Here is a 19,966-nt window from a genome sequence, read left to right as displayed (position 1 = left end):
CTACCGGTTTTCGTGCGGCGCCTCGCGGGGGCCGGTCGTCGCGTGGTCCACACCACTTGGAAGAATGGATTCCTTTGTGCCCGGGCTCCGTGCTAAGAATGGTCTAAACCACCAGTGGTGTAGACCAAGGTGTAGACCAACAAGCGGGCCGTCCCCCCTTTCCGAGTGCCCGCCTCACCAGGAGGAATCCGATGAGTTCGGCCACCGCCGAAAAGGCGGCTCCCGCGAAGAAGCGGGGCTCCGGCCTGTTCCAGGGCCTGCAGAAGATCGGCCGCAGCCTCCAGCTGCCGATCGCCGTCCTGCCCGCCGCGGGCATCCTCAACCGCCTCGGCCAGCCGGACGTCTTCGGCGAGAAGGGCCTGGGCTGGACCGACGTCAGCAAGGTCTTCGCCGCGGCCGGCGGCGCGGTCTTCGACAACCTGCCGCTGCTGTTCTGCATCGGTGTCGCCATCGGCTTCGCGAAGAAGTCCGACGGCTCGACGGCGCTCGCCGCCCTGGTCGGCTTCCTGGTCTACAGCAATGTCCTCAAGGCGTTCCCGGTCACCGAAGGCCACATCGAGAAGGGCAAGTGGGTCGAGCCGGTCGTCAACAACCCCGGCGTCCTCGGCGGCATCGTCATGGGCCTGCTCGCCGCGGTCCTCTGGCAGCGCTACCACCGCAAGAAGCTGAAGGAATGGCTCGGCTTCTTCAACGGCCGCCGGCTCGTCCCGATCATCATGGCGTTCGTCGGCACCGCCGTCGGCGTGCTCTTCCTGCTGATCTGGGAGCCCGTCGGCAACGCCATCTCCGGCTTCGGCGAATGGATGACCGGCCTGGGCGCCGCCGGCTCCGGCCTGTTCGGCCTGATCAACCGCGCCCTGCTGCCCATCGGCATGCACCAGTTCGTCAACACCGTCTCGTGGTTCCAGCTCGGTGACTTCACCGACGCCGCGGGCAAGGTCGCGCACGGCGACATCGGCCGCTTCTTCGCCGGCGACCCGTCCGCCGGCCAGTTCATGTCCGGCTTCTTCCCGATCATGATGTTCGGCCTGCCGGCCGCCGCCCTGGCCATCGCGCACGCCGCCCGCCCCGAGCGCCGCAAGGCCGTCCTGGGCATGATGATCTCGCTCGCGCTGACCTCGTTCGTCTGCGGCATCACCGAGCCGATCGAGTTCTCGTTCATGTTCATCGCCCCGGTGCTGTACGCGATCCACGCGGTGCTGACCGCCGTCTCGATGGCGCTGACCTGGGCCCTGGGCGTGCACGACGGCTTCACCTTCTCGGCCGGCGCCATCGACTACGCGCTGAACTGGAACCTCGCCACCAAGCCCTGGATGATCATCCCGATCGGTCTGGCCTTCGCGGTGGTCTACTACGTGCTGTTCCGCTTCGCGATCTCCAAGTTCAACCTCACCACCCCGGGCCGGGAGCCCGAGGAGGAGCTCGAGGACCTGACGAAGGCGTAACGCGCACGGCCGCACGGGCCGCCACGCGCACGGCAAAGGGCCCCGGAACCGTACCCACGGTTCCGGGGCCCTTCCCCGTACGCGCGCCGCGGCGCTCAGATCTCGTAGACCGCGCCCGCCTTGGCGACCTCGACCGGCCCGTCGTAGACCTTCTGCGCGTCACGGATGTTGATGTCCGGGTCCGTCCACGGCGGGATGTGGGTCAGCACCAGCCGGCCGGCACCCGCGCGCCGGGCGTGCTCCCCCGCCTCCCGCCCGTTGAGGTGCAGGTCCGGGATGTCCTCCTTGCCGTACGTGAAGGACGCCTCGCACAGGAAGAAGTCGGTGCCGGCCGCGAGGTCGTCCAGCGCCTCGCAGCTGCCGGTGTCACCGGAGTACGTCAGCGAGCTCCCGTTGTGCTCGATACGGAACCCGAACGCCTCCACGGGATGGCTGACCCGCTCCGTGCGCACCGAGAACGGCCCGATGCTGAAGGTGCCCGGCGCGAGCGTCCGGAATTCGAAGACCTCGCTCATCGCGCCGTCGTGCGGCAGATCGGCGTGCGCCACGGTCAGCCGGCGCTCGGTGCCGGCCGGCCCGTAGACCGGCATCGGCGCGCAGCGCCCGCCGTCCGGGCGGTAGTAGCGCACCACGAAGTAGCCGCACAGATCGATGCAGTGGTCGGCGTGCAGGTGCGACAGCAGTACGGCGTCGAGCTCGTAGAGCCCGGAGTGGCGCTGCAGCTCGCCCAGGGCGCCGTTGCCCATGTCGAGGAGCAGCCTGAAGCCGTCGGCCTCCAGGAGGTAGCTCGAGCAGGCCGATTCCATGGAAGGGAACGACCCCGAGCATCCGACGACAGTGAGCTTCATGCGGGCGTGAACCTCCGTGGGCGGGGGCGGTAGAGGGGCCTCCCCTGCTCGAACACCGATGAGAGCGTGGGGAAGGTCCGTGCGGGTCTTCCCGGCGGGGAACGTGCCGGGTGGTGCCGGTCCTTGGCAGTCTGTGCGGTGCCCACGAGCGTAAGGCGCAAAAGGGCGTGTGGCTCCTCCGGCGGGGCGAGCTGTGGGCGGAATCACCAGTCCGGGCTGACCCCCCGTACGCCCGTACGCAGGGGCCGCCGCCGCCTCGTCCTGTGCCGGCCCCTGGCCATTGTGACCACGCACCGCGGCGCCGGGCATCATTTGCGGCCCGCCACCCGCCCGGGCCGGTCCGCCCACGGTCCCGGCCCCGCAAACGGCCCCGCCGCCGCGGCGGGGAGCCACGACGGCGGGAGGATCCGGCGGCACGGCCGGCCGGGCGGGCCGGGGCGGGCGCCGTCAGGCGCCTACGCCCACAGCTGACCGTGCAGCGTCGCGATCGCCGCCTCGGTCGACTCCGCCGTGTAGACGCCGGTGGAGAGGTACTTCCAGCCGCCGTCGGCGACGACGAAGACGATGTCGGCGCCGACGCCGGCCTTGACCGCCTTCCTGCCGACGCCGATCGCGGCGTGCAGCGCCGCGCCGGTGGAGATGCCCGCGAAGATGCCTTCCTCGGCGAGGAGTTCACGGGTGCGGCGCACCGCGTCCTCGGAACCGACCGAGAAGCGGGTGGTGAGCACGGACTCGTCGTAGAGCTCGGGGATGAAGCCCTCGTCGAGGTTGCGCAGGCCGTAGACCACGTCGTCGTAGCGCGGTTCGGCGGCGACGATCTGGACGCCGGGGACCTGCTCGCGCAGATAGCGGCCGACGCCCATCAGGGTGCCGGTGGTGCCCAGGCCCGCCACGAAGTGGGTGACCGAGGGCAGGTCGGCGAGGATCTCCGGGCCGGTGGTGGCGTAGTGCGCACCGGCGTTGTCGGGGTTCCCGTACTGGTAGAGCATGACCCAGTCGGGGTGCTCGGCGGCGAGTTCCTTGGCGACCCGGACGGCGGTGTTGGAGCCGCCGGCCGCGGGCGAGGAGATGATCTCGGCGCCCCACATGGCGAGCAATTCGCGCCGCTCGGAGGAGGTGTTCTCCGGCATGACGCACACCATGCGGTAGCCCTTGAGCTTGGCCGCCATGGCGAGCGAGATGCCGGTGTTGCCGCTGGTCGGTTCGAGGATGGTGCAGCCGGGGGTGAGCCGGCCGTCCTTCTCGGCCTGTTCGATCATGTGCAGCGCGGGCCGGTCCTTGACGGAGCCCGTGGGGTTGCGGTCCTCCAGCTTCGCCCAGATACGGACGTCCTCGGAGGGTGAGAGGCGCGGGAGGCGGACGAGAGGGGTGTTCCCGACCGCCGCCAGCGGGGAGTCGTACCGCACGTCTCAGACCATTCCGCCGGCCACGGCCGGGAGGATCGTGACGCTGTCGCCGTCGGCGAGCTTGGTGGAGATGCCGTCGAGGAAGCGCACGTCCTCGTCGTTGAGGTAGACGTTGACGAACCGGCGCAGCTGCTCGCCGTCGACGAGGCGCTCGCGGATGCCGGTGTGCCGGCTGTCCAGGTCGGCGAAGAGGTCGGCGAGGGTGTCGCCGCTGCCCTCGACGGCCTTCTGGCCGTCGGTGTACGTGCGCAGGATGGTCGGGATGCGGACCTCGATGGCCATGGGGAGTGCTCCTGTCGGAGTGAGTGCGGGGCGGGTGCTGTGCGTCCCGTTGCACGGCGATGCGGCGTGCCGGGTGGCGTCGGGTGACGCGGGAAGGTGCGGGGGGGCGGCGCGCCGCGCGGCGCCCGGTGCGGTCCGGGTCAGACGGCGGCGCAGCGCGGACAGATGGCGCTGGACAGGCGGCACAGATCCACGTGCAGCCGTGCGGTTCCGCAGCCGAAGGCGCCCAGCAGGGCGGATGCGGAGCGACGCGTGGCGAGCGGAGCGTGCAGCAGCATGCCCGTCCTCTTCTCGCTCACGTCGTGGTCAACCATGCGGTCATCGTATCGATTCCCGGTCCGGGTATTGGAACCTCGTCCCATCATGCGGACGGTTGGTGTACGCCAGTTGGGACGCGATCTTGCGGTGCGGGTGCCGGGCAGGTCAGGAGTACTCCGCCACGACCTCGACGTCCTCCTCGGTGACCTCCCCGTCGACGATCCGGAAGGAGCGGAACTGGAAGGGCCCCGCGTCGTCGGTGTCGGCGGTGGAGACCAGGACGTAGTGGGCGCCGGGCTCGTTCGCGTACGAGATGTCGGTGCGCGACGGGTACGCCTCGGTGGCGGTGTGCGAGTGGTAGATGATCACCGGCTCCTCGTCCCGGTCGTCCATCTCGCGGTAGAGCCTGAGCAGGTCCGAGGAGTCGAATTCGTAGAACGTGGGCGAGCGGGCGGCGTTCAGCATCGGGATGAACCGCTCGGGGCGGCCGGTGCCCGCCGGGCCGGCGACCACGCCGCACGCCTCGTCGGGGTGGTCCTGGCGGGCGTGCTCGACGATCTGGTCGTGAAGGACCTTGGTGAGGGTCAGCATGGCGCCAAGAATAAGCATGCGGGCCGATCCGTACCGAGGAGTGGTACGGACCGGCCCGCATGTTGGACAGCCGGGCTGGTGTCAGCCCTCGTCGACGGCCTTGGCGGCGGCTTCCTGCGGCGCGGCGCCCGCGCCGTTCGCCGCGTCCCTGCGCTTGATGCACAGGTAGCCCACGCCCAGGATCAGCGCCCACAGGGGAGCCGCGTAGAGCGAGATCCGGGCGTCCGGGTCGGCGCCCATCATCACGATCACCATGGCGATGAAGGCCAGCGCGAAGACCGAGGTGTAGGGGCTGCCGGGGGCCTTGAACTCGGACTGCGGCAGCTCACCGCGGTTGGCCTTGGCGCGGTAGCGCAGCTGGGAGGCGAGGATGACGACCCAGGCCCACATACCGGAGATGGTGGCGAAGGAGACGACGTAGTTGAACGCGTCGCCGGGCCACTGGTAGTTGATCCAGACGCCGAACAGCATCATGCCGACCGAGACGCCGGTGCCCCAGGTGGGCAGGCCGTTCTTGCTGAGCTTGGTGAAGAACTTCGGGCCCTGGCCGTTGAGCGCGAGGTCGCGCAGCATGCGGCCGGTGGAGTACATGCCGGAGTTGGCCGAGGAGAGCGCGGCCGTCAGCACGACGAAGTTGACGATGCCCGCGCCGGCCGGCAGGCCGATCTGCTGGAAGGCGGCCACGAAGGGGCTGACGCCCGGCTTGAAGGCCGTCCAGCTGACGACGGACAGGATGATGATCAGCGCGCCGATGTAGAAGAGGCCGATCCGCCACGGCACCGTGTTGATCGCCTTGGGCAGGACCTTCTTCGGGTTGGTCGCCTCGCCCGCGGTGACGCCGACGAGCTCGACGGCGAGGAAGGCGAACATCACGATCTGCAGCGTCATCAGCGTGCCGCCGATGCCCTTGGGGAAGAACCCGCCGTGGGACCACAGAAGGGTGAAGGAGGCGGTGTCACCGGCGTTGGAGAAGCCGAGGGTGATCACGCCGAGACCGATGAGGATCATGCCCACGATCGCGGTGACCTTGACCATCGAGAACCAGAATTCCAGTTCACCGAAGATCTTCACGGAGATCAGGTTGATACCGAAGAGCGCGACGGTGAAGACCAGCGCCGAGGCCCATTGCGGTATGCCCTTGTTCCAGTACTGGACATAGGTGGCCGCGGCGGTCACTTCGGTAATGCCGGTGACAACCCAGAAAAGCCAGTACGTCCAGCCGGTCACAAAGCCGATGAACGGGCCGAGGAATTCACGGCCGTACTCCGAGAACGAGCCGGAGACGGGCCGGTACATGAGCAGTTCGCCCAGGGCCCGCATGATGAAGAAGATGACCAGACCCACGATGGCGTAGGCGAGGATGATGCTCGGCCCGGCCATGGAGATCGCCTTGCCGGCTCCCAGGAAGAGGCCGGTACCGATGGCGCCACCAATGGCGATCATCTGGATCTGACGGTTTCCCAGACCCCGCTGATAGCCCTCTTCGGGGGCTTTTCCAGCTGCCTCGTTGCCGTCGTCGTGTTGCTTGTCGACCTGCACAGAGGTCATGAGTGGTGCGCCTTTCTCCATACCGACCCGGTCTGTCCGGATCGGGTCCCGATCCCCCCGGATGGAGTTCCTGCACGCCGACGGTCGGCCGGCTAAGCGCTCCCGCAGCGACAGGGGTGGCGTCACTCACGGCAGGTCGTGAACATTTAACACGGCGCTTCCTTGATCGCCTAGAGATGACCTGCGTCACACCAACCGGAAATACGGACAAACAACGCAGAAGGCGGCGAAATACATGGGCTGGTGTGACGCGATCGTTATCCGGATTTGAGCATCCGCTGAGCGAACACCGCGCGAACACTTCACGCCGACAGGCCGGGCGATACGCCCGGACATGTCTGCCTTTGGTCCGTCAATCAGCCCGTCAGCGACTCGACGAGGGTCTCCTGGAGCCCGCCCAGCCAGAGGTAGGCCATCACCATCGGCTTGCGCGGATCACTGTCCGGCAGCCGCAGCAGCTCGCCCCCGTCCTCCTCGTCGGTGACCTCCAGACGGGTGCCGATGGCCAGCCGGAGGTCGTTGAGGGCCCCCAGCCACTGCCGGCACTCGTCGGGCTTCAGCCGCAGCACGGCCTCCCCGCCGGACGGCGCGAGCGTGTCCAGCGCGCGGATCAGCGCCAGCGCGTCCGTGCGCTTGCGGGAGCGCAGGTCGTTCTCGGTGTAGCGGCGGAACTCCGCGGAGGCGGCGCGCACGTCGTCGTCCGGCACGAGGTCGGGACCGCCGTACGCGTCCGGGAAGAGACGGGCCAGGACCGGGTCCGCGGGCGGCTCGCTGGGGCCGTCGTTGAACACCGAGGCCAGCAGGTCGTCGCTCTCGCTGTCCGACCCCTCCTCGCCCGGCCCGACCAGCTCGATCAGCTGGACCGCGAGGCTCCGCAGGATGGAGATCTCGACCTCGTCGAGCGGTACGGCGGCGCCGCCGTCCGGCAGCGGTTCGAAGTGCCCGGTCATCGGCGGTCCTGCTGGAGGGTCGCCCACAGGCCGTAGCCGTGCATGGCCTGCACGTCCCGCTCCATTTCCTCGCGACTGCCGCTGGAGACCACCGCGCGGCCCTTGTGGTGCACGTCGAGCATCAGCTGGTGCGCCTTGTCCTTCGAGTAGCCGAAGTACGTCTGGAAGACATAGGAGACGTAGCTCATGAGGTTGACGGGGTCGTTGTGGACGATCGTGACCCACGGGACGTCGGGTTCGGGGACCTCGAAGGGAGCCTCGCTCGACTCGGGACGCTCGATCTCGACCGGGACACTGAGCGTGCAGTGGTGCGGCCGGAGCGTGATCGTGGGTGACGGGTGGGCGCTCACAGGCCCCATGCTGCCACCCGGGGGCGGGCGGCGCACAAATGCCCCTCACCCAGGCCGCGTCGGCGTGCCGCCCACCGTCGCCGCGGAGCACCTCCCCGGCGGCCCGAGCCACTATCGTCAAAGTGACGAGTATTGGGGGTAGCATCTCCCCCATGAACACAGCAGACCTGGGGCTGCCGGTGGCCGTGCCGTCGACTGCGCTCTTCACCGACCAGTACGAACTCACCATGCTGCAGGCCGCGTTGCGGTCCGGCACCGCCGACCGGCGCTCGGTCTTCGAGGTCTTCACCCGCCGGCTCCCCGAGGGCCGCCGCTACGGCGTGGTGGCCGGCACCGGCCGGGTGCTGGACGCCGTGGAGAACTTCCACTTCGACGAGACGATCCTCGGCTTCCTCCGCGAGCGCTCCATCCTCGACGGGCCGACGCTCGACTGGCTGGCCGACTTCCGCTTCCGCGGCGACATCTGGGGCTACCCGGAGGGCGAGGTCTACTTCCCCGGCTCGCCGATCATGCGGGTCGAGGGCACCTTCGCCGAGGCGGTCCTCCTGGAGACGGTGATCCTCTCGATCCTCAACCACGACTCCGCGGTGGCCGCGGCCGCCTCCCGGATGTCGGTGGCGGCCGGCGAGCGCCCGCTGATGGAAATGGGCGCCCGCCGCACCCACGAACTCGCGGCGGTGGCGGCCTCCCGGGCCGCGTACGTCGGCGGCTTCCACACCACCTCCGACCTGGCCGCCGGCTTCCGCTACAACATCCCCACCGTCGGCACCAGCGCGCACGCCTTCACCCTGCTGCACGACACCGAGCGGGACGCCTTCACCGCCCAGGTCCAGACCCTCGGCAGCGGCACCACCCTGCTCGTGGACACCTTCGACGTCACCGAGGCGGTCCGCACCGCCGTGGAGGTCGCCGGCCCGAACCTGGGCGCCGTACGGATCGACTCCGGCGATCTGCTGCTGATCGCCCACCGGGTGCGCCAGCAGCTGGACGAGCTGGGCGCCACCAAGACCAGGATCGTCGTGACCAGCGACCTTGACGAGTACGCCATCGCCTCGCTGGCCGCCGCCCCCGTCGACGCATACGGCGTCGGCACCCAACTGGTCACCGGCAGCGGCCACCCGACCTGCTCGATGGTCTACAAGCTGGTCGCCCGGGCCGACAGCGACGCCCCGGACGCCCCGCTGCGACCGGTCGCGAAGAAGTCGATGGGCGCCAAGACCTCCGCCGGCGGTCGCAAGTGGGCCGCCCGCCGGCCCGACGAGCACGGCGTCGCGGAGGCCGAGGTCGTCGGCACCGGCCCGGTCCCCCCGGAGCTGACCGACCACCAGCTGCAGGTGCCGCTGGTGCGCGGCGGCACGGTGGTGGCCCGCGAACCGCTGGACGCCGCCCGCGACCGGCACTTCGCCGCCCGCGGCGGCCTCCCGCTCTCGGCGACCCAGCTCTCGCGCGGGGAGCCGGTACTGCCCACGGAGTTCGTCTGAGGGGCTCTGAGGGTCGGGGCTTTACGTAGGGGGCGTCCGGGGAGAGCTTCGGTAGGTCGTTAGACCGGGGCGTCCGGGAAGGGCTTCGGGGGGGCGGGGCAGGGTGCGGCGCACGGGGTACCGCGGGTTCACTTGAAGGTGCGGCGGGGCCACGACGTTTGCCGGGGGTGAGGCTCCGCGGTTGTCGGAGGTGGGGCCTTGCGGCGTGCCGGGGGGCTCCGCGGTTGTCGGGGGTGGGGCCTTGCGGGGTGCCGGGTGCGCCTCCTTCCTACTTTCGGCAACGATTACGGAGAGTTATTAGTTCCATGGGTTCATTACTCTTCGTAGTGACGATCCTGGGGTGTGGTGGGAGACTCCCGCAATCACCCTGCAGTGGCTACCCTCGGTCACACCACCACTCCGCGACCCCACCGATCCGCCGCTCCGCGCCGCTCCCCCGCCCCGGCGGGCCCCGTCTCCCGGGCCTCGCTCCTGGCGGGCGGGCCGCTCTCAGCCGGACCCGATTCCCAGCCGGAAGGCACGCACCATGCACCGGGCATTGATCGTCGTTGACGTACAGAACGACTTCTGCGAGGGCGGCAGCCTCGCGGTGGCGGGGGGCGCGGATGTCGCGGCGGCCATCACCGATCTGATCGGGCAGACGGCCGGCGGGTGCTACCGCCACGTCGTGGCCACCCGGGACCACCACATCGACCCCGGCGACCACTTTTCCGAGACCCCCGACTACGAGCACACCTGGCCGGTGCACTGCGTCGCCGGGACGGAGGGCAGCGGATTCCACCCCAATTTCGCCCCGGCCCTCGCCTCCGGGGCGATCGACGCGGTCTTCGACAAGGGGGCCCACAGCGGCGCGTACAGCGGCTTCGAGGGCGCGGACGAGAACGGCACCCCGCTCGCGGACTGGCTGCGGCAGCACGGCGTCACCGAGGTCGACGTGGTCGGCATCGCCACCGATCACTGCGTGCGCGCCACCGCGCTGGACGCCCTGCGGGCCGGGCTGCGGACGCACGTCCTGCTCGACCTGACGGCCGGCGTGCTCCCGCACACCACGGAGCGGGCGCTGGAGGAGCTGCGGGCGGCCGGCGCCGAGCTGACCGGCAAGCCGGTGGTCATGAGTGGCTGACGCGCACGGCTGAGGCAAGTGGCTGAGGCGAGCGGCTGAGGCGCGCGTACGGGAGCGGCCTCCCCATATGCCCGGCCGCCCCCCGCCCGCCCGGCCGTGCCCCCGCCCGCCCGGCCGTGAGGGCCGAACGCCCCCGACGGCTGGGCGAACCCTGAGAGCCGAGCGAACCCCCTAGGGCCGGGCGACCCCCAAGAGCCGAGCCAACCCCAAGAGCCGGGCGACCCCCCGAGAGCCAAGCAGCAAACGGAGGCTGCAGGGCCCGGAAACCGGGCCCTGCGGTCTCGCCGCGTCCGTCGTCCCGCGACGGCCGCGGCCGCGCGCTCAGGCCGCGCGGTCGCGTTCCTCGACCGGGCCGACGGGACCGGTCGGGCCGGCGCCGCGCCCGGCCCCGGTCGGTGCGCCCTGCAGGTCCGGGGGGCGGGTGGGCAGGTCCGCCGGGGGGACGGCGGTGCGGGCGGCGGTGCCGGCGCGGGCCTTGTTGACGCGCCAGAGGGCCCGTATGGGGTGCCAGGACTCCGTGTCGTCGTCGGGGGCCTCGCGCCAGACCAGGCCGTCCGGGTGGTGCAGGACCGCCGTGACCTCGTCCGGGGTGGGCGGCTGGCTGTTGCCGCGCAGGTAGACGGAGCGCAGGCCGAGGTTGCGCAGCCTGGTCAGGGCGCGCTGGCGGTTCACGGCGTGCACCAGGATCCGGACCCGGCAGCCGCAGTCGTACGGTCCGGACCGCGCCCCGTGGGGCGGTCTGGGCAGTGAGAGGGCGACCACCACGCTTCCGCCAGGAAGCCTGATGAAGCCGCCACGAGTCATGGTCATTTCTCCCCCGTGAGACTTGGCGTCAACAAGGAACTTCAGGACGCATCTAAACGCGAATCGGCCGCTGCCCGCTAGGGGGCAACGGCCGATCCGCGTTTGACCTGCAGCTTTTATCTTTTACTTACCTGCGCGGCCGACCTGGACCGTCACCGAGGAGCCGTCCCTGGCCTCCTTGGTGATCTTGATCCGGGTGTTGGTGTCAGGAACGATCACACCGCCGGTCGGGTTCGACGTGTCGTAGTAGACGCCGTTCCGGTCGTCGAAGAGCGTCACGCCCTTCTTCGAGGAGATCGTGACCGGCTTGCCGTCCCGGTGGAGCGTCAGCGCGTCGGTCCGGAAGCGGGTGAAGGTCGAGTCGTAGGACTGGAAGCGGTTGCGCATCAGCTTGCCGTCCGCCCAGTGCTCGGCCTTCGGGTGCGCGTCGACCGGGAGGATCAGCCCGTGGCCGGGGTGCTGGCCGACGTTGTTGTCGGCCTGCGAGGTGTCCCACAGCCAGATCAGCACACCGTTCTGGTACGGGAAGTGCTCCACCCAGCTCGGCTTGGCGGTGGTCCAGCCGAAGTTGTACGGGCCGACCTTGAGGGTCTTGTCGTACGACACGTACTGGCGGTTCTCGGCGATGTAGTACTGCGGGTAGTCCTTGGTGAAGGACGCGCCGATGCGCGAGAAGCCCTTGCTGGTCCAGCCGTTGTCGTCACCCTCGGCGTTGTCGCTGAACAGCGGCTTGCCGTCGGCGACGACGCTCACGGTGTCGGCCGCGAAGCCCTTCTGGGCGGCGCCGCCGTCGGTCTGGTAGCGGAAGCGCAGGTCGATCTTCTTGCCCGCGTAGGCGTCCAGCGGGTAGGTGAGGTCCTGGTAGGCGGCGACGGTGCCGGTCAGGGCGGGCTTGTCGCTGCCGTCGCGCGGGATGGCCTTGCCGTTCGCGGTGCCGTCCAGCGCGGTCCAGTTGGCGCCGCCGTCGGTGGAGACCTCGGCGTAGAGGTAGTCGTAGTCCTTCTCGATGTCCCACCAGCCCTTGAGCGTCAGCGCCGCCTTGGCCTTGCCGGTGAGGTCGACGGGACGGGTGAGGGTGTTCTTGAGGTCGTCGCCCATGCCGCTCCACCACTGCTTGGAGCCTTCGGCGGGCACGACGACGTCGGTCTTGACGGCCTTGGCGGGCAGTTCGACGACCACCGCCTGCTTGTTCCTGGTGTTGTACTCGGCGACGCCCAGCTTGTGCGTGGACTTCGTCGCCGCCTTGGCCTTGGCGTAGTTGAGCCAGCCCAGCTGCAGCTTGTCCCAGGCGCTCATGTCGCCGGGCAGGTCGCCGATGGCGTCCTTGCCGGTGCCGAGCCAGGAGCCGCCCGACATCAGCGACCAGAAGTCGACGGAGGACTCGCCGGTGCCGGTGGTGTCGTACTCGTCCGGCAGGCCGAGGTCGTGGCCGTACTCGTGGGCGAAGACGCCGAGGCCGCCGTTCTCCGGCTGCATGGTGTAGTCACCGACCCAGATGCCGGTGTCGCCGATCTGGGTGCCGCCGGCCTTGTTGGCGGTGGGGCCGGTCTTGCCGGCGTCGGTGCCGTACGCGTACCAGCGGTGCGCCCAGATGGCGTTGGTCTTCTGGACACCGCCGCCGGCGGACTCGTCCTCGCCGGCGTGCACGATCTGGAAGTGGTCGATGTAGCCGTCGGGCTCGTTGAAGTTGCCGTCGCCGTCGTGGTCGTAGCGGTCCCACTGGTCGTACTTGGCGAGGTCGGCCTTGATCTGGGCGTCGGTGCGGCCCTGGGCCTTCTGGTCCTTGGCCCACTGGTTGACGCCGTCGCGGATCAGGTCCCAGGCGTTGGCGCAGTTGGTCTGGCCGCAGTAGTTGGAACCGTAGCGGGCCTCGTTCCAGTCGACCTTGACCCAGTCGGAGACCTCGCCGTTGACCGAGTAGCGGCCCGAGGACTGCTTCTCGTAGTACTTGGCGAGCGACTGCTTCTTCCGGTCGTGGGAGAAGTAGAGGTCCTGGAAGTGCTGCCGGTTGAAGTCCTTCTGCCAGGCCGTGCTGTTGTCCTTGGCACGGTCCGGCTGGGCTATCCGGTTGTGCGCCGGGCCGGGGTCGCCGCCGTACTTCTTGACCGGGGGCTTGGGGCCGTCGCCGTCCGGGTCGAACATCGTGGTGTCGTCGACCTTGTCGCCGAAGTCCACGAGGATGGTGAAGATCTTGTCGGTCTTCTGCCGGGCCAGCTCGACGTACTTGCTCTTGCCGAGCTTGACGACCTTGGAGCCGCCCCGGTCGGTCGCCTTGGCGTCACCGGAGATGACCTGCTGGAGCGCTTCCTTGCGCTCGGCCGCCTGCTGCTCGCTGAACGGACCCTTGAGGTCGTGGTCCACGGCCCGCTCGGGGGCCGGGTCGTGGCGCTTGGCTACCGGCGAGGGCCCCGGCGCATCGGCCGTGGCCACCCCCGACGACAAAGCGGCCGCCCCGATCGCGGCGATCGCCGTGGCCAGGGCGGCCGATCTGAACACCCGTCTGTGGTCTCTCACTTGGCGCTGTCCTCCCCTTCGAACACGGTCACTGTTCGAGGGCATTCGACCGGAAGTACGGTGAAAAAGACAGGTCTTGACTTGGTCACGTCAGCGAAGTACGTTACCCGGTCCGCGAATTGCGGCTATCGGACAGGGGAACCCGGCCTGAAGAGAGCCCGAAGAATGGCCGATGAGGCGGCGGGGAGAGGGCGCGGGGCGGGGCCGCGGAAGTCCGCTCCGACGGCGGGGCAGGGACCGGGCGTATATGCCTGCCGGGCATGCGCCCCCGCCCGAACAGCCATGACACCAGCGCGTGTTCGAACGCGCGCGGTGTTGTGCGCCCCCTGTGCTCCCGCCCCGTGGGTTAGGTCACGCTTACTTGGCGTTCCGCTCGGGCAATAAGGACCGTAGGCTCGTGTGATGGCGCGCCCTTGACCGACATCTCCTGCCGACCCTCCGAGGACGGATTCCGCCATGCCTCGTCCGACTGCCACCCAGCTCGTCTACGGTTCGGCCACCGTCTTTCTCTCCACCCTCGCGATGCTGCTGCTGTCCCAGACGCAGACCGGGATCGGGGTCGCGGTCATCGCCCTCGCGGGGCTCGGGCTCGGCCTGCTGGTCGCCATGACGGCGCCGGTACCCGGGGTGTCGCGGGTGGTCCGCCGGCACGTCGTCCGGGCCGAATCCACGGACGCCCCCGCGCCGTTGACGGCCGTGCCGGCGCCGGCGCGTCCGGCACCGGCGCCGTACGAGGGGGTGGCGCGGCGCCGCCTGACCGGGCGGGCCGCGGCGGCCGAGGCCCGGGTCGGCGAGCACTCACGCTGAGGACTGCGTCACCGCACCGCTGAGCACGTCGCACCGCCGAGCACGTCGCGTCGCGGGCGTCGCCGTACCGCCGGGGGCGTCAGGCCGTCGGGGGCATGCCGCCCGCCGGGGCGGTTTCCGTGGAGACCACGACGGTCTTCGCCGCCTTGTCGTGCAGACACTGCCGGTAGGGCTGGTCCCAGGTGCACCACAGGACGTTGACCAGCCAGAAGATGAAACCGCAGCACGGCACGATCTCCGGCAGCGTGTAGACCGCGGCCCGGATCCAGGCCGCCTGGGCGGTCGGGATCGAGCCGTTCGAGAGCATCGCGACGCGGATCTTCATCGCCATCTTGCCGACGGTCTGCCCCCGCTTCGCGAGCATCACCCCTTCGTAGATCAGGTACGCGAGCATCGTGACGCCGGAGACCGTCGACTGCTTGCCGGCCTCGACGCTGCTGGTGCTGAAGTAGTCCACGCCGCCGACGATCACGGTCATGATCACGGACACCGGCACGCCGATCAGGATGGCGTCGATGATGCGCGCCACCAGCCGCCGGCCGCGGTTGGCCAGCGGCGGCATGCCGGCCAACGGATCGGCCGCCCCGTACTGCCCGCCGTAGGGGTCACCGGCGTACGGGGTGCCGCCGTACGGCCCTCCTCCGTAGCCGGGCGGCGGGGTTCCGCCCGGAGGCGGGGTGCCCCCGGGGGGCGGCGGGGGCGGCGGGGTGCCGCCTCCGGGCGGGGGCGGCGGGGGCGGCGGGGTCCCGCCCGGGTCGCCGCCCTGCGGTGCGTTGTTGCGAGAGGAGCCATTGCCGGGCTGCTCGGTGCTCATGGCCCGAGTCGACCCCTTGTCGCGGCCGGGCGCATCCGGCGAGGGCCGTTCGGCGTACGGGAGGGCCGCCGCCGGGTCAGCCGGCGGCGACGAAGGTGCGGGCGACCTTGTCGTGCCAGCACTGCCGCCACGGCTGGTCGAAGAGGCACCACAGCACGTTCACCACGCCGACCACGAGGACGCCCAGCACGCCGTAGAGGAACCAGCGCTTGAGGGCGGCGCCCGTCGTCGGGGTGTCGTGGCTCTCGATGTCCAGGACCCGGACGCCGCACAGCTTCTTGCCCAGGGTGCGGCCCCACTTGGCGGTCGGCAGCGCCTCGTAGAGCGCGCCGCCGATCAGCAGGACGGCGAGGAGGGTGGCGAAGACCGGGGCGGTGGTGCCGTCGACCAGATACACCGTCACCTGGCGTCCGGACTGCTTGGCCGCCTCGACCTTGGCGTCGATGTGGTCGGTGACGGTGCCCCACAGGGGCAGGGCCACCGCGGCGGTGACCGCGCCCAGCACCAGGGTGTCGATCAGCCGGGCGGCGAGCCGCCGGCCGAGCGCGGCGGGGTGGCCCTGGGCGGCCTGTGCGGCGGCGAAGAACGGGTCCTCGGCGGCCGGCGGCTTCCAGGGGATGACGCCCTCGGGTGCGGCGCCCTGCGGTGCGGGCGCGGCGGGTGCGGCGCCGCCCTGCGGCGGGAGGCCGGCCGCGGGCGCGGGCGTCTGCCGGGCCGAGGGCGGGGCCGGTGTGCGGGCCGGCTGCTGCGGTGCGGGGGGCTGCTGCGCCGGGGTCCGGCCGTGCGGGGCCGGGTGGGCCTGCTGCTGCGGGTCACCGCCGGAGGGCGGCGACTGCGGGGCCGGGGCGTTGCCGGGCGCGCCGGTCTGCGGGCGGCCGGTGCCGGCGACGCGGATGGCCATCGTCTCGCCGCCCTTGGCGGGCGGGCCGGCGGCGGGGCGGTCGGCGTCGGGCCGTACGGCGCGGATCGCCGTGGTGCCCTGGTCGCCGGAGCGCGGGGCGCGGCGGGCCGGGTTGACGGCGCGGATGGCGACGGTCCCGTCGCGGGGGGCTTCGGGGTCGCGCGGGGCGGGGGTTGCCTGTGAGGGGGTGGCGGGCAGGTCGCCGGTGGCCGGTACGTCGCCGGCCTGCTGCTCGCGCGGGGCGGGGACCGTGCCCCACGAGGCGGCGCCGGAGGGGGTGCCCGGGGGTGCCTGGTCGGGCGAGCCCCAGGAGATGCGGTGGTCGGACTCGGCGAAGCCGCTCTGCCGGGAGGCGTCGGCCTGCCAGGAGGCGGCCGGTTCGGGGCTGCCGCCGTGCAGCCGGGCCGGGTCGTCCCAGGCGGCGGGGGCCTGCCGGGACTCGACCTCGGCGCTGCGGCGCACCGCGGGGAGCGCCGTGCCGGCGGCGGGTTCCTCCTCGTCGAGGAAGACCGGGCCGGTCTCCTCGACGGCGGCCGGCGGGGCGGCGCCGGGTGGCGGGGCGGGCATCGCCTCGCCCTCGGCGGGGGCGGGCCGGCTGGTGCCCGGCACCCATGCGGCACCGTTCCAGTACCGGATGTAGCCGGGGATGGACGGGTCCGGGTAGAAGCCTGGCGTGGGGCTGCCGCCGGCGGATCCTGAGGTAGGGGCGCTCATGTCCGAAGTCCCGTATCTGTTCTCGGCCTGGTGGGTGTGGGGTGCAGTCTGCCGCAACGCGGCGTCCACATCTATCAGACGGCGGGGTGCCGCGGTGCCCTTGCCCGTTTTCGACCACCTGGAAGAGGCCCGGGAAAAAAGTTGTACGAAGTCGTGTAAGGGTCCGGGGGCAGACGCCTCTTGCATCAGTGCGGGCCGGGTACCGGGTCCGTGCGGACGACCGAGAGAGGCGGACCTCATGCACACCGTGGTGGAACGAGAGCTGGAGCTGTGTCTGGTGCTGTCGCCGGAGCGGAGCATCCCGGTGCCGGCCCGGCTGACGTACCGGACGGACGACCCGTATGCCGTCCATGTCACCTTCCACGTCGGTTCGGACACGCCGGTCACCTGGACCTTCGCCCGTGAGCTGCTGGTGGAGGGGGTGTTCCGGGCGTGCGGTGAGGGCGATGTGCGGGTGTGGCCGACGAAGGTGGACGGCCGCAGCGTGGTCTGCACGGCGCTGAACTCGCCGGACGGGGAGGCGTTGCTGGAGGCGCCGGCCGCGGCGGTCTCGGCGTGGCTGGAGCGCACCCTGCGGGTGGTGCCGCCGGGTTCCGAGCGGGACCACCTGGGCCTCGACAAAGGGCTGAGCGCGCTGCTGGCGCTGGCGGCGCGGGACGAGGCGTGGCCGGGTGACGAGTGGCCGTCGGAGGAGTTCCCGGAGGCCGGGGCGTAGGGGTGTGCGGGGAGTCGCCGAGGGGGCGGTCCCGGCGGGCCCGTGGAGGGGGGCCGGTGCGGTGCGGCGCCCCACCGGCAGGCTTGTGGAATTTTCAACCAGTTGCGGGTGTTGGCGCCGGCATGAACGGGACCCCGTACACCACCACGGAACAGCAGTCCGCCGCCCGCACGGCGTACGACGACGGCTACTACGCGCACGGTGCCGCCGCCGACCGCTGGGCGCGGGCCGGGCTCTTCTTCGACGCCAAGGACTTCACCGCCGCGGCGCGCATCCTGCGCGGCCTGGTCGACGAGGACCCGCAGCTCGTCGCCCCGCGGCTGCTGCTCGCCCGCGCCTACTACCACTCCGCCCAACTGGCCCGCGCGGAGGCCGAGTTGCGGGCGGTGCTGGACCGCGACCCGGTCGAGGCGTACGCCCGCCTGATGCTCGGCCGCACCCTGGAACGCCAGGGCCGGCCCGGTGAGGCCGCCGGCCAGCTCCGGATCGCCGCGGCCCTGGGCGCCGACCAGGGCTGACGCGTACCCGGCGGTGCCCCGGCTCAGCCCCGGTACGACTCCAGCAGGCGGAGCCACACCTCGCTGATGGTCGGATAGGAGGGGACCGCGTGCCAGAGCCGTTCGAGGGGGACCTCGCCGGCCACGGCGACGCTGGCGGAGTGCAGGAGTTCGCCGACGCCGGGGCCGACGAAGGTGACGCCGAGCAGGACCTCGCGGTCGAGGTCGACGACCATCCGGGCGCGGCCGCGGTAGCCGTCCGCGTAGAGGAAGGCGCCGGCCACCGCGCCGAGGTCGTGGTCGACCACCCGGGTGCGGTAGCCGGCCCGTTCGGCCGCGGCGGCGGTCAGGCCCACCGAGGCGACCTCGGGGTCGGTGAAGACGACCTGCGGGACGGCGCGGCGGTCCGCGGTGGCCGCGTGGGCGCCCCAGGGGTCGGTCTCCAGGATGGGCACGCCCCGGGCGCGCGCGCCGATCGCGGCCCCGGCGATCCTGGCCTGGTACTTGCCCTGGTGGGTCAGCAGGGCGCGGTGGTTGACGTCGCCGACGCCGTAGAGCCAGCCGCCGGTCACGCCGGTCACCCGGCAGCTGTCGTCGACGTCCAGCCAGGAGCCGGGGCTCAGGCCGATCGTTTCCAGGCCGATGTCGTCGGTGCGCGGGGCCCGGCCGGTGGCGATCAGCAGCTCGTCGGCCACGATCTCGTCGCGGGGGGTGCCTCCCGGGCCGCCGGGCCCGGGGGGCGAGTCCAGGACGACGGTCACCGGGCCGCCGGGGGCCTCGCGGCGCACCTCGCGCACCTCGACGCCGGTGCGCAGGTACGCGCCCGCCTCGGCGAGCGCCTCGGCGACGAGGCGGCCGGCGAAGGGCTCCATACGGGGCAGCAGCCCGTCGCCGCGGACCAGCAGGGTCACCGAGGAGCCGAGGGCCCGCCAGGCGGTCGCCATCTCGACGCCGACGACGCCGCCGCCGACCACGACCAGCCGGCCGGGCACGGACTTGGCGCTGGTGGCCTCGCGGCTGGTCCACGGCCGGGCCTCGGCGAGGCCCGGGACGGGGGGAAGTACGGGGCGGCTGCCGGTGCACACGGCGACCGCGTGCCGGGCGGTGAGCACCCGTTCGCCGTCGACGACGACGCGGCGGGGCCCGGCCAGCCGGCCGTGGCCGCGGACGAGGTCGATGCCGGCCGAGTCCAGCCAGCGGACCTGCCCGTCGTCCTTCCAGTAGGAGGTCACGGCGTCGCGGTGGGCGAGGACGGCGGGCGCGTCCAGGGGGCCGGCCACGGCGTCCTTCAGGCCGGGCACCCGGCCGGCCTCCGCGCGGGAGGTGACCGGCCGCAGCAGCGCCTTGCTGGGCATGCAGGCCCAGTAGGAGCACTCGCCGCCGACCAGTTCGGTCTCCACGACCACCGTGCTCAGGCCGGCGGCGTGCGCGCGGTCGGCGAGGTTCTCGCCGGTCGGGCCGGCGCCCAGCACGATGACGTCGTACTCGTCCTGCGCGGCTCCGGACGCTTCGGTCGCTGCCATCGGCTCTCGCTCCCTGGGTGCGCGAAGGCGGCCCGGCGGGGCCGCGGAAAAGGGGCCCGCGCCACCGGCGGGCCTGTGGTCATCCTCTGCCCGGCGGACCGTCAGCGCATCCGGCGCTCGACCGCTTCCTTGGCCTCGGCGAGCCCGGAGCCGGTCACCTCGCGGTGCACCTTGATCGCCTGGATCTTCTTCCCCCGGGCCAGCAGCTCGTCGATCTCGGCCATCCGGGCGTCCTCCGGCTCCTCGACGCCCGCCTGGGCGAGCAGCAGGTCGAGCTTGCGCTCCAGCCGGGCGAGCCGGCGCTCCAGGGTCCGGGAGCGCCGGTCGGTGGTGGAGGCGACCGTGGCGACGGCGAGTGCGAGGAGGGCTATGCCCGGGAGAAGCGAGTCCATGGC

20 protein-coding genes are annotated in these 19,966 nt (G+C 71.6%); 6 read left to right on the top strand and 14 right to left on the bottom strand.

Annotation, left to right across the window (positions count from 1 at the left end):
- Window positions 1-191 precede the first annotated feature (191 nt).
- On the top strand, window positions 192-1,445 hold the full coding sequence (locus SL103_RS04785) for a PTS transporter subunit EIIC (RefSeq protein ID WP_069567522.1): 1,254 nt from the start codon (window positions 192-194) through the stop codon (window positions 1,443-1,445).
- A gap of 95 nt (window positions 1,446-1,540) precedes the next feature.
- Here the strand turns inward: SL103_RS04785 and SL103_RS04780 are convergent, their stop codons facing one another.
- From SL103_RS04780 to clpS, 8 genes are all read right to left on the bottom strand, one after another.
- Complete coding sequence (locus SL103_RS04780) at window positions 1,541-2,293, bottom strand: MBL fold metallo-hydrolase (RefSeq protein WP_069567521.1); 753 nt, start codon at window positions 2,291-2,293, stop codon at window positions 1,541-1,543.
- Window positions 2,294-2,748: 455 nt separating this feature from the next.
- Complete coding sequence (locus SL103_RS04775) at window positions 2,749-3,699, bottom strand: PLP-dependent cysteine synthase family protein (RefSeq protein ID WP_069567520.1); 951 nt, start codon at window positions 3,697-3,699, stop codon at window positions 2,749-2,751.
- Window positions 3,700-3,702: 3 nt separating this feature from the next.
- Entirely contained in the window at window positions 3,703-3,981 is a 279-nt protein-coding gene (locus SL103_RS04770; RefSeq protein ID WP_069567519.1) for a MoaD/ThiS family protein, read from the bottom strand.
- 140 nt (window positions 3,982-4,121) lie between these two features.
- Entirely contained in the window at window positions 4,122-4,295 is a 174-nt protein-coding gene (locus SL103_RS37120; RefSeq protein WP_279631134.1) for a putative leader peptide, read from the bottom strand.
- 109 nt (window positions 4,296-4,404) lie between these two features.
- A complete protein-coding gene (locus tag SL103_RS04765) occupies window positions 4,405-4,830 on the bottom strand; it encodes a Mov34/MPN/PAD-1 family protein (RefSeq protein WP_069567518.1) in 426 nt (141 codons plus the stop codon).
- 81 nt (window positions 4,831-4,911) lie between these two features.
- Window positions 4,912-6,378, bottom strand: coding sequence for an amino acid permease (locus SL103_RS04760; protein ID WP_069567517.1), 1,467 nt, complete (start codon window positions 6,376-6,378; stop codon window positions 4,912-4,914).
- Window positions 6,379-6,734: 356 nt separating this feature from the next.
- On the bottom strand, window positions 6,735-7,328 hold the full coding sequence (locus tag SL103_RS04755; protein ID WP_069567516.1) for a DUF2017 domain-containing protein: 594 nt from the start codon (window positions 7,326-7,328) through the stop codon (window positions 6,735-6,737).
- A complete protein-coding gene (clpS, locus tag SL103_RS04750) occupies window positions 7,325-7,678 on the bottom strand; it encodes an ATP-dependent Clp protease adapter ClpS (RefSeq protein ID WP_051733358.1) in 354 nt (117 codons plus the stop codon). Before clpS ends, SL103_RS04755 begins: the two co-directional genes overlap by 4 nt.
- A gap of 152 nt (window positions 7,679-7,830) precedes the next feature.
- On the opposite strand from clpS, the gene SL103_RS04745 reads away from it, so the two are divergent.
- Together SL103_RS04745 and SL103_RS04740 are read left to right on the top strand one after the other, a co-directional pair.
- On the top strand, window positions 7,831-9,159 hold the full coding sequence (locus tag SL103_RS04745) for a nicotinate phosphoribosyltransferase (RefSeq protein ID WP_069567515.1): 1,329 nt from the start codon (window positions 7,831-7,833) through the stop codon (window positions 9,157-9,159).
- A gap of 526 nt (window positions 9,160-9,685) precedes the next feature.
- Window positions 9,686-10,282: an isochorismatase family protein gene (locus tag SL103_RS04740; protein ID WP_069567514.1), complete on the top strand. Its 597-nt coding sequence runs from the start codon at window positions 9,686-9,688 to the stop codon at window positions 10,280-10,282.
- 321 nt (window positions 10,283-10,603) lie between these two features.
- Here the strand turns inward: SL103_RS04740 and SL103_RS39490 are convergent, their stop codons facing one another.
- Entirely contained in the window at window positions 10,604-11,092 is a 489-nt protein-coding gene (locus SL103_RS39490; protein ID WP_432215338.1) for a hypothetical protein, read from the bottom strand.
- Between the two features lie 117 nt (window positions 11,093-11,209).
- On the bottom strand, window positions 11,210-13,600 hold the full coding sequence (locus SL103_RS04730; protein ID WP_099055376.1) for an immune inhibitor A domain-containing protein: 2,391 nt from the start codon (window positions 13,598-13,600) through the stop codon (window positions 11,210-11,212).
- Between the two features lie 456 nt (window positions 13,601-14,056).
- Here SL103_RS04730 and SL103_RS04725 point away from each other — a divergent pair, with 456 nt between their 5' ends.
- Window positions 14,057-14,407 (top strand): hypothetical protein, encoded by a 351-nt coding sequence (locus SL103_RS04725; protein WP_069567512.1) that lies wholly within the window; start codon window positions 14,057-14,059, stop codon window positions 14,405-14,407.
- A 79-nt stretch (window positions 14,408-14,486) separates the two neighbouring features.
- Here SL103_RS04725 and SL103_RS04720 read toward each other — a convergent pair whose 3' ends face one another.
- The gene (locus SL103_RS04720; protein ID WP_079145567.1) at window positions 14,487-15,221 is read right to left on the bottom strand and encodes an RDD family protein; all 735 of its coding nucleotides are present in this window, start codon (window positions 15,219-15,221) and stop codon (window positions 14,487-14,489) included.
- Between the two features lie 76 nt (window positions 15,222-15,297).
- A complete protein-coding gene (locus tag SL103_RS04715; protein ID WP_069567511.1) occupies window positions 15,298-16,836 on the bottom strand; it encodes an RDD family protein in 1,539 nt (512 codons plus the stop codon).
- A 238-nt stretch (window positions 16,837-17,074) separates the two neighbouring features.
- On the opposite strand from SL103_RS04715, the gene SL103_RS04710 reads away from it, so the two are divergent.
- Both SL103_RS04710 and SL103_RS04705 read left to right on the top strand, forming a co-directional pair.
- Entirely contained in the window at window positions 17,075-17,551 is a 477-nt protein-coding gene (locus SL103_RS04710) for an SsgA family sporulation/cell division regulator (protein WP_069567510.1), read from the top strand.
- Window positions 17,552-17,673: 122 nt separating this feature from the next.
- A complete protein-coding gene (locus tag SL103_RS04705) occupies window positions 17,674-18,069 on the top strand; it encodes a tetratricopeptide repeat protein (protein WP_069567509.1) in 396 nt (131 codons plus the stop codon).
- 23 nt (window positions 18,070-18,092) lie between these two features.
- Here SL103_RS04705 and SL103_RS04700 read toward each other — a convergent pair whose 3' ends face one another.
- Entirely contained in the window at window positions 18,093-19,571 is a 1,479-nt protein-coding gene (locus SL103_RS04700) for a dihydrolipoyl dehydrogenase family protein (RefSeq protein WP_069567508.1), read from the bottom strand.
- A gap of 101 nt (window positions 19,572-19,672) precedes the next feature.
- A complete protein-coding gene (locus SL103_RS04695) occupies window positions 19,673-19,963 on the bottom strand; it encodes a ribosomal protein L7/L12 (RefSeq protein WP_069567507.1) in 291 nt (96 codons plus the stop codon).
- Between the last annotated feature and the right edge of the window lie 3 nt (window positions 19,964-19,966).

The organism is Streptomyces lydicus (genome assembly GCF_001729485.1).
Taxonomy (GTDB): Bacteria; Actinomycetota; Actinomycetes; order Streptomycetales; family Streptomycetaceae; genus Streptomyces; species Streptomyces lydicus_D.
The sequence above is the reverse complement of the archived record's forward strand: the minus strand, read 5'-3'. Positions and strand labels throughout refer to the sequence as shown.

What these genes read in the sequence shown, in the direction of transcription:
- SL103_RS04785 (WP_069567522.1), top strand. Translation starts at nt 192, where the DNA reads ATGAGTTCGGCCACCGCCGAAAAGGCGGCTCCCGCGAAGAAGCGGGGC.
- SL103_RS04780 (WP_069567521.1), bottom strand. Translation starts at nt 2,293, where the DNA reads ATGAAGCTCACTGTCGTCGGATGCTCGGGGTCGTTCCCTTCCATGGAA.
- SL103_RS04770 (WP_069567519.1), bottom strand. Translation starts at nt 3,981, where the DNA reads ATGGCCATCGAGGTCCGCATCCCGACCATCCTGCGCACGTACACCGAC.
- SL103_RS37120 (WP_279631134.1), bottom strand. Translation starts at nt 4,295, where the DNA reads ATGGTTGACCACGACGTGAGCGAGAAGAGGACGGGCATGCTGCTGCAC.
- SL103_RS04765 (WP_069567518.1), bottom strand. Translation starts at nt 4,830, where the DNA reads ATGCTGACCCTCACCAAGGTCCTTCACGACCAGATCGTCGAGCACGCC.
- SL103_RS04760 (WP_069567517.1), bottom strand. Translation starts at nt 6,378, where the DNA reads ATGACCTCTGTGCAGGTCGACAAGCAACACGACGACGGCAACGAGGCA.
- SL103_RS04755 (WP_069567516.1), bottom strand. Translation starts at nt 7,328, where the DNA reads ATGACCGGGCACTTCGAACCGCTGCCGGACGGCGGCGCCGCCGTACCG.
- SL103_RS04745 (WP_069567515.1), top strand. Translation starts at nt 7,831, where the DNA reads ATGAACACAGCAGACCTGGGGCTGCCGGTGGCCGTGCCGTCGACTGCG.
- SL103_RS04740 (WP_069567514.1), top strand. Translation starts at nt 9,686, where the DNA reads ATGCACCGGGCATTGATCGTCGTTGACGTACAGAACGACTTCTGCGAG.
- SL103_RS39490 (WP_432215338.1), bottom strand. Translation starts at nt 11,092, where the DNA reads ATGACCATGACTCGTGGCGGCTTCATCAGGCTTCCTGGCGGAAGCGTG.
- SL103_RS04725 (WP_069567512.1), top strand. Translation starts at nt 14,057, where the DNA reads ATGCCTCGTCCGACTGCCACCCAGCTCGTCTACGGTTCGGCCACCGTC.
- SL103_RS04720 (WP_079145567.1), bottom strand. Translation starts at nt 15,221, where the DNA reads ATGAGCACCGAGCAGCCCGGCAATGGCTCCTCTCGCAACAACGCACCG.
- SL103_RS04715 (WP_069567511.1), bottom strand. Translation starts at nt 16,836, where the DNA reads ATGAGCGCCCCTACCTCAGGATCCGCCGGCGGCAGCCCCACGCCAGGC.
- SL103_RS04710 (WP_069567510.1), top strand. Translation starts at nt 17,075, where the DNA reads ATGCACACCGTGGTGGAACGAGAGCTGGAGCTGTGTCTGGTGCTGTCG.
- SL103_RS04705 (WP_069567509.1), top strand. Translation starts at nt 17,674, where the DNA reads ATGAACGGGACCCCGTACACCACCACGGAACAGCAGTCCGCCGCCCGC.
- SL103_RS04700 (WP_069567508.1), bottom strand. Translation starts at nt 19,571, where the DNA reads ATGGCAGCGACCGAAGCGTCCGGAGCCGCGCAGGACGAGTACGACGTC.
- SL103_RS04695 (WP_069567507.1), bottom strand. Translation starts at nt 19,963, where the DNA reads ATGGACTCGCTTCTCCCGGGCATAGCCCTCCTCGCACTCGCCGTCGCC.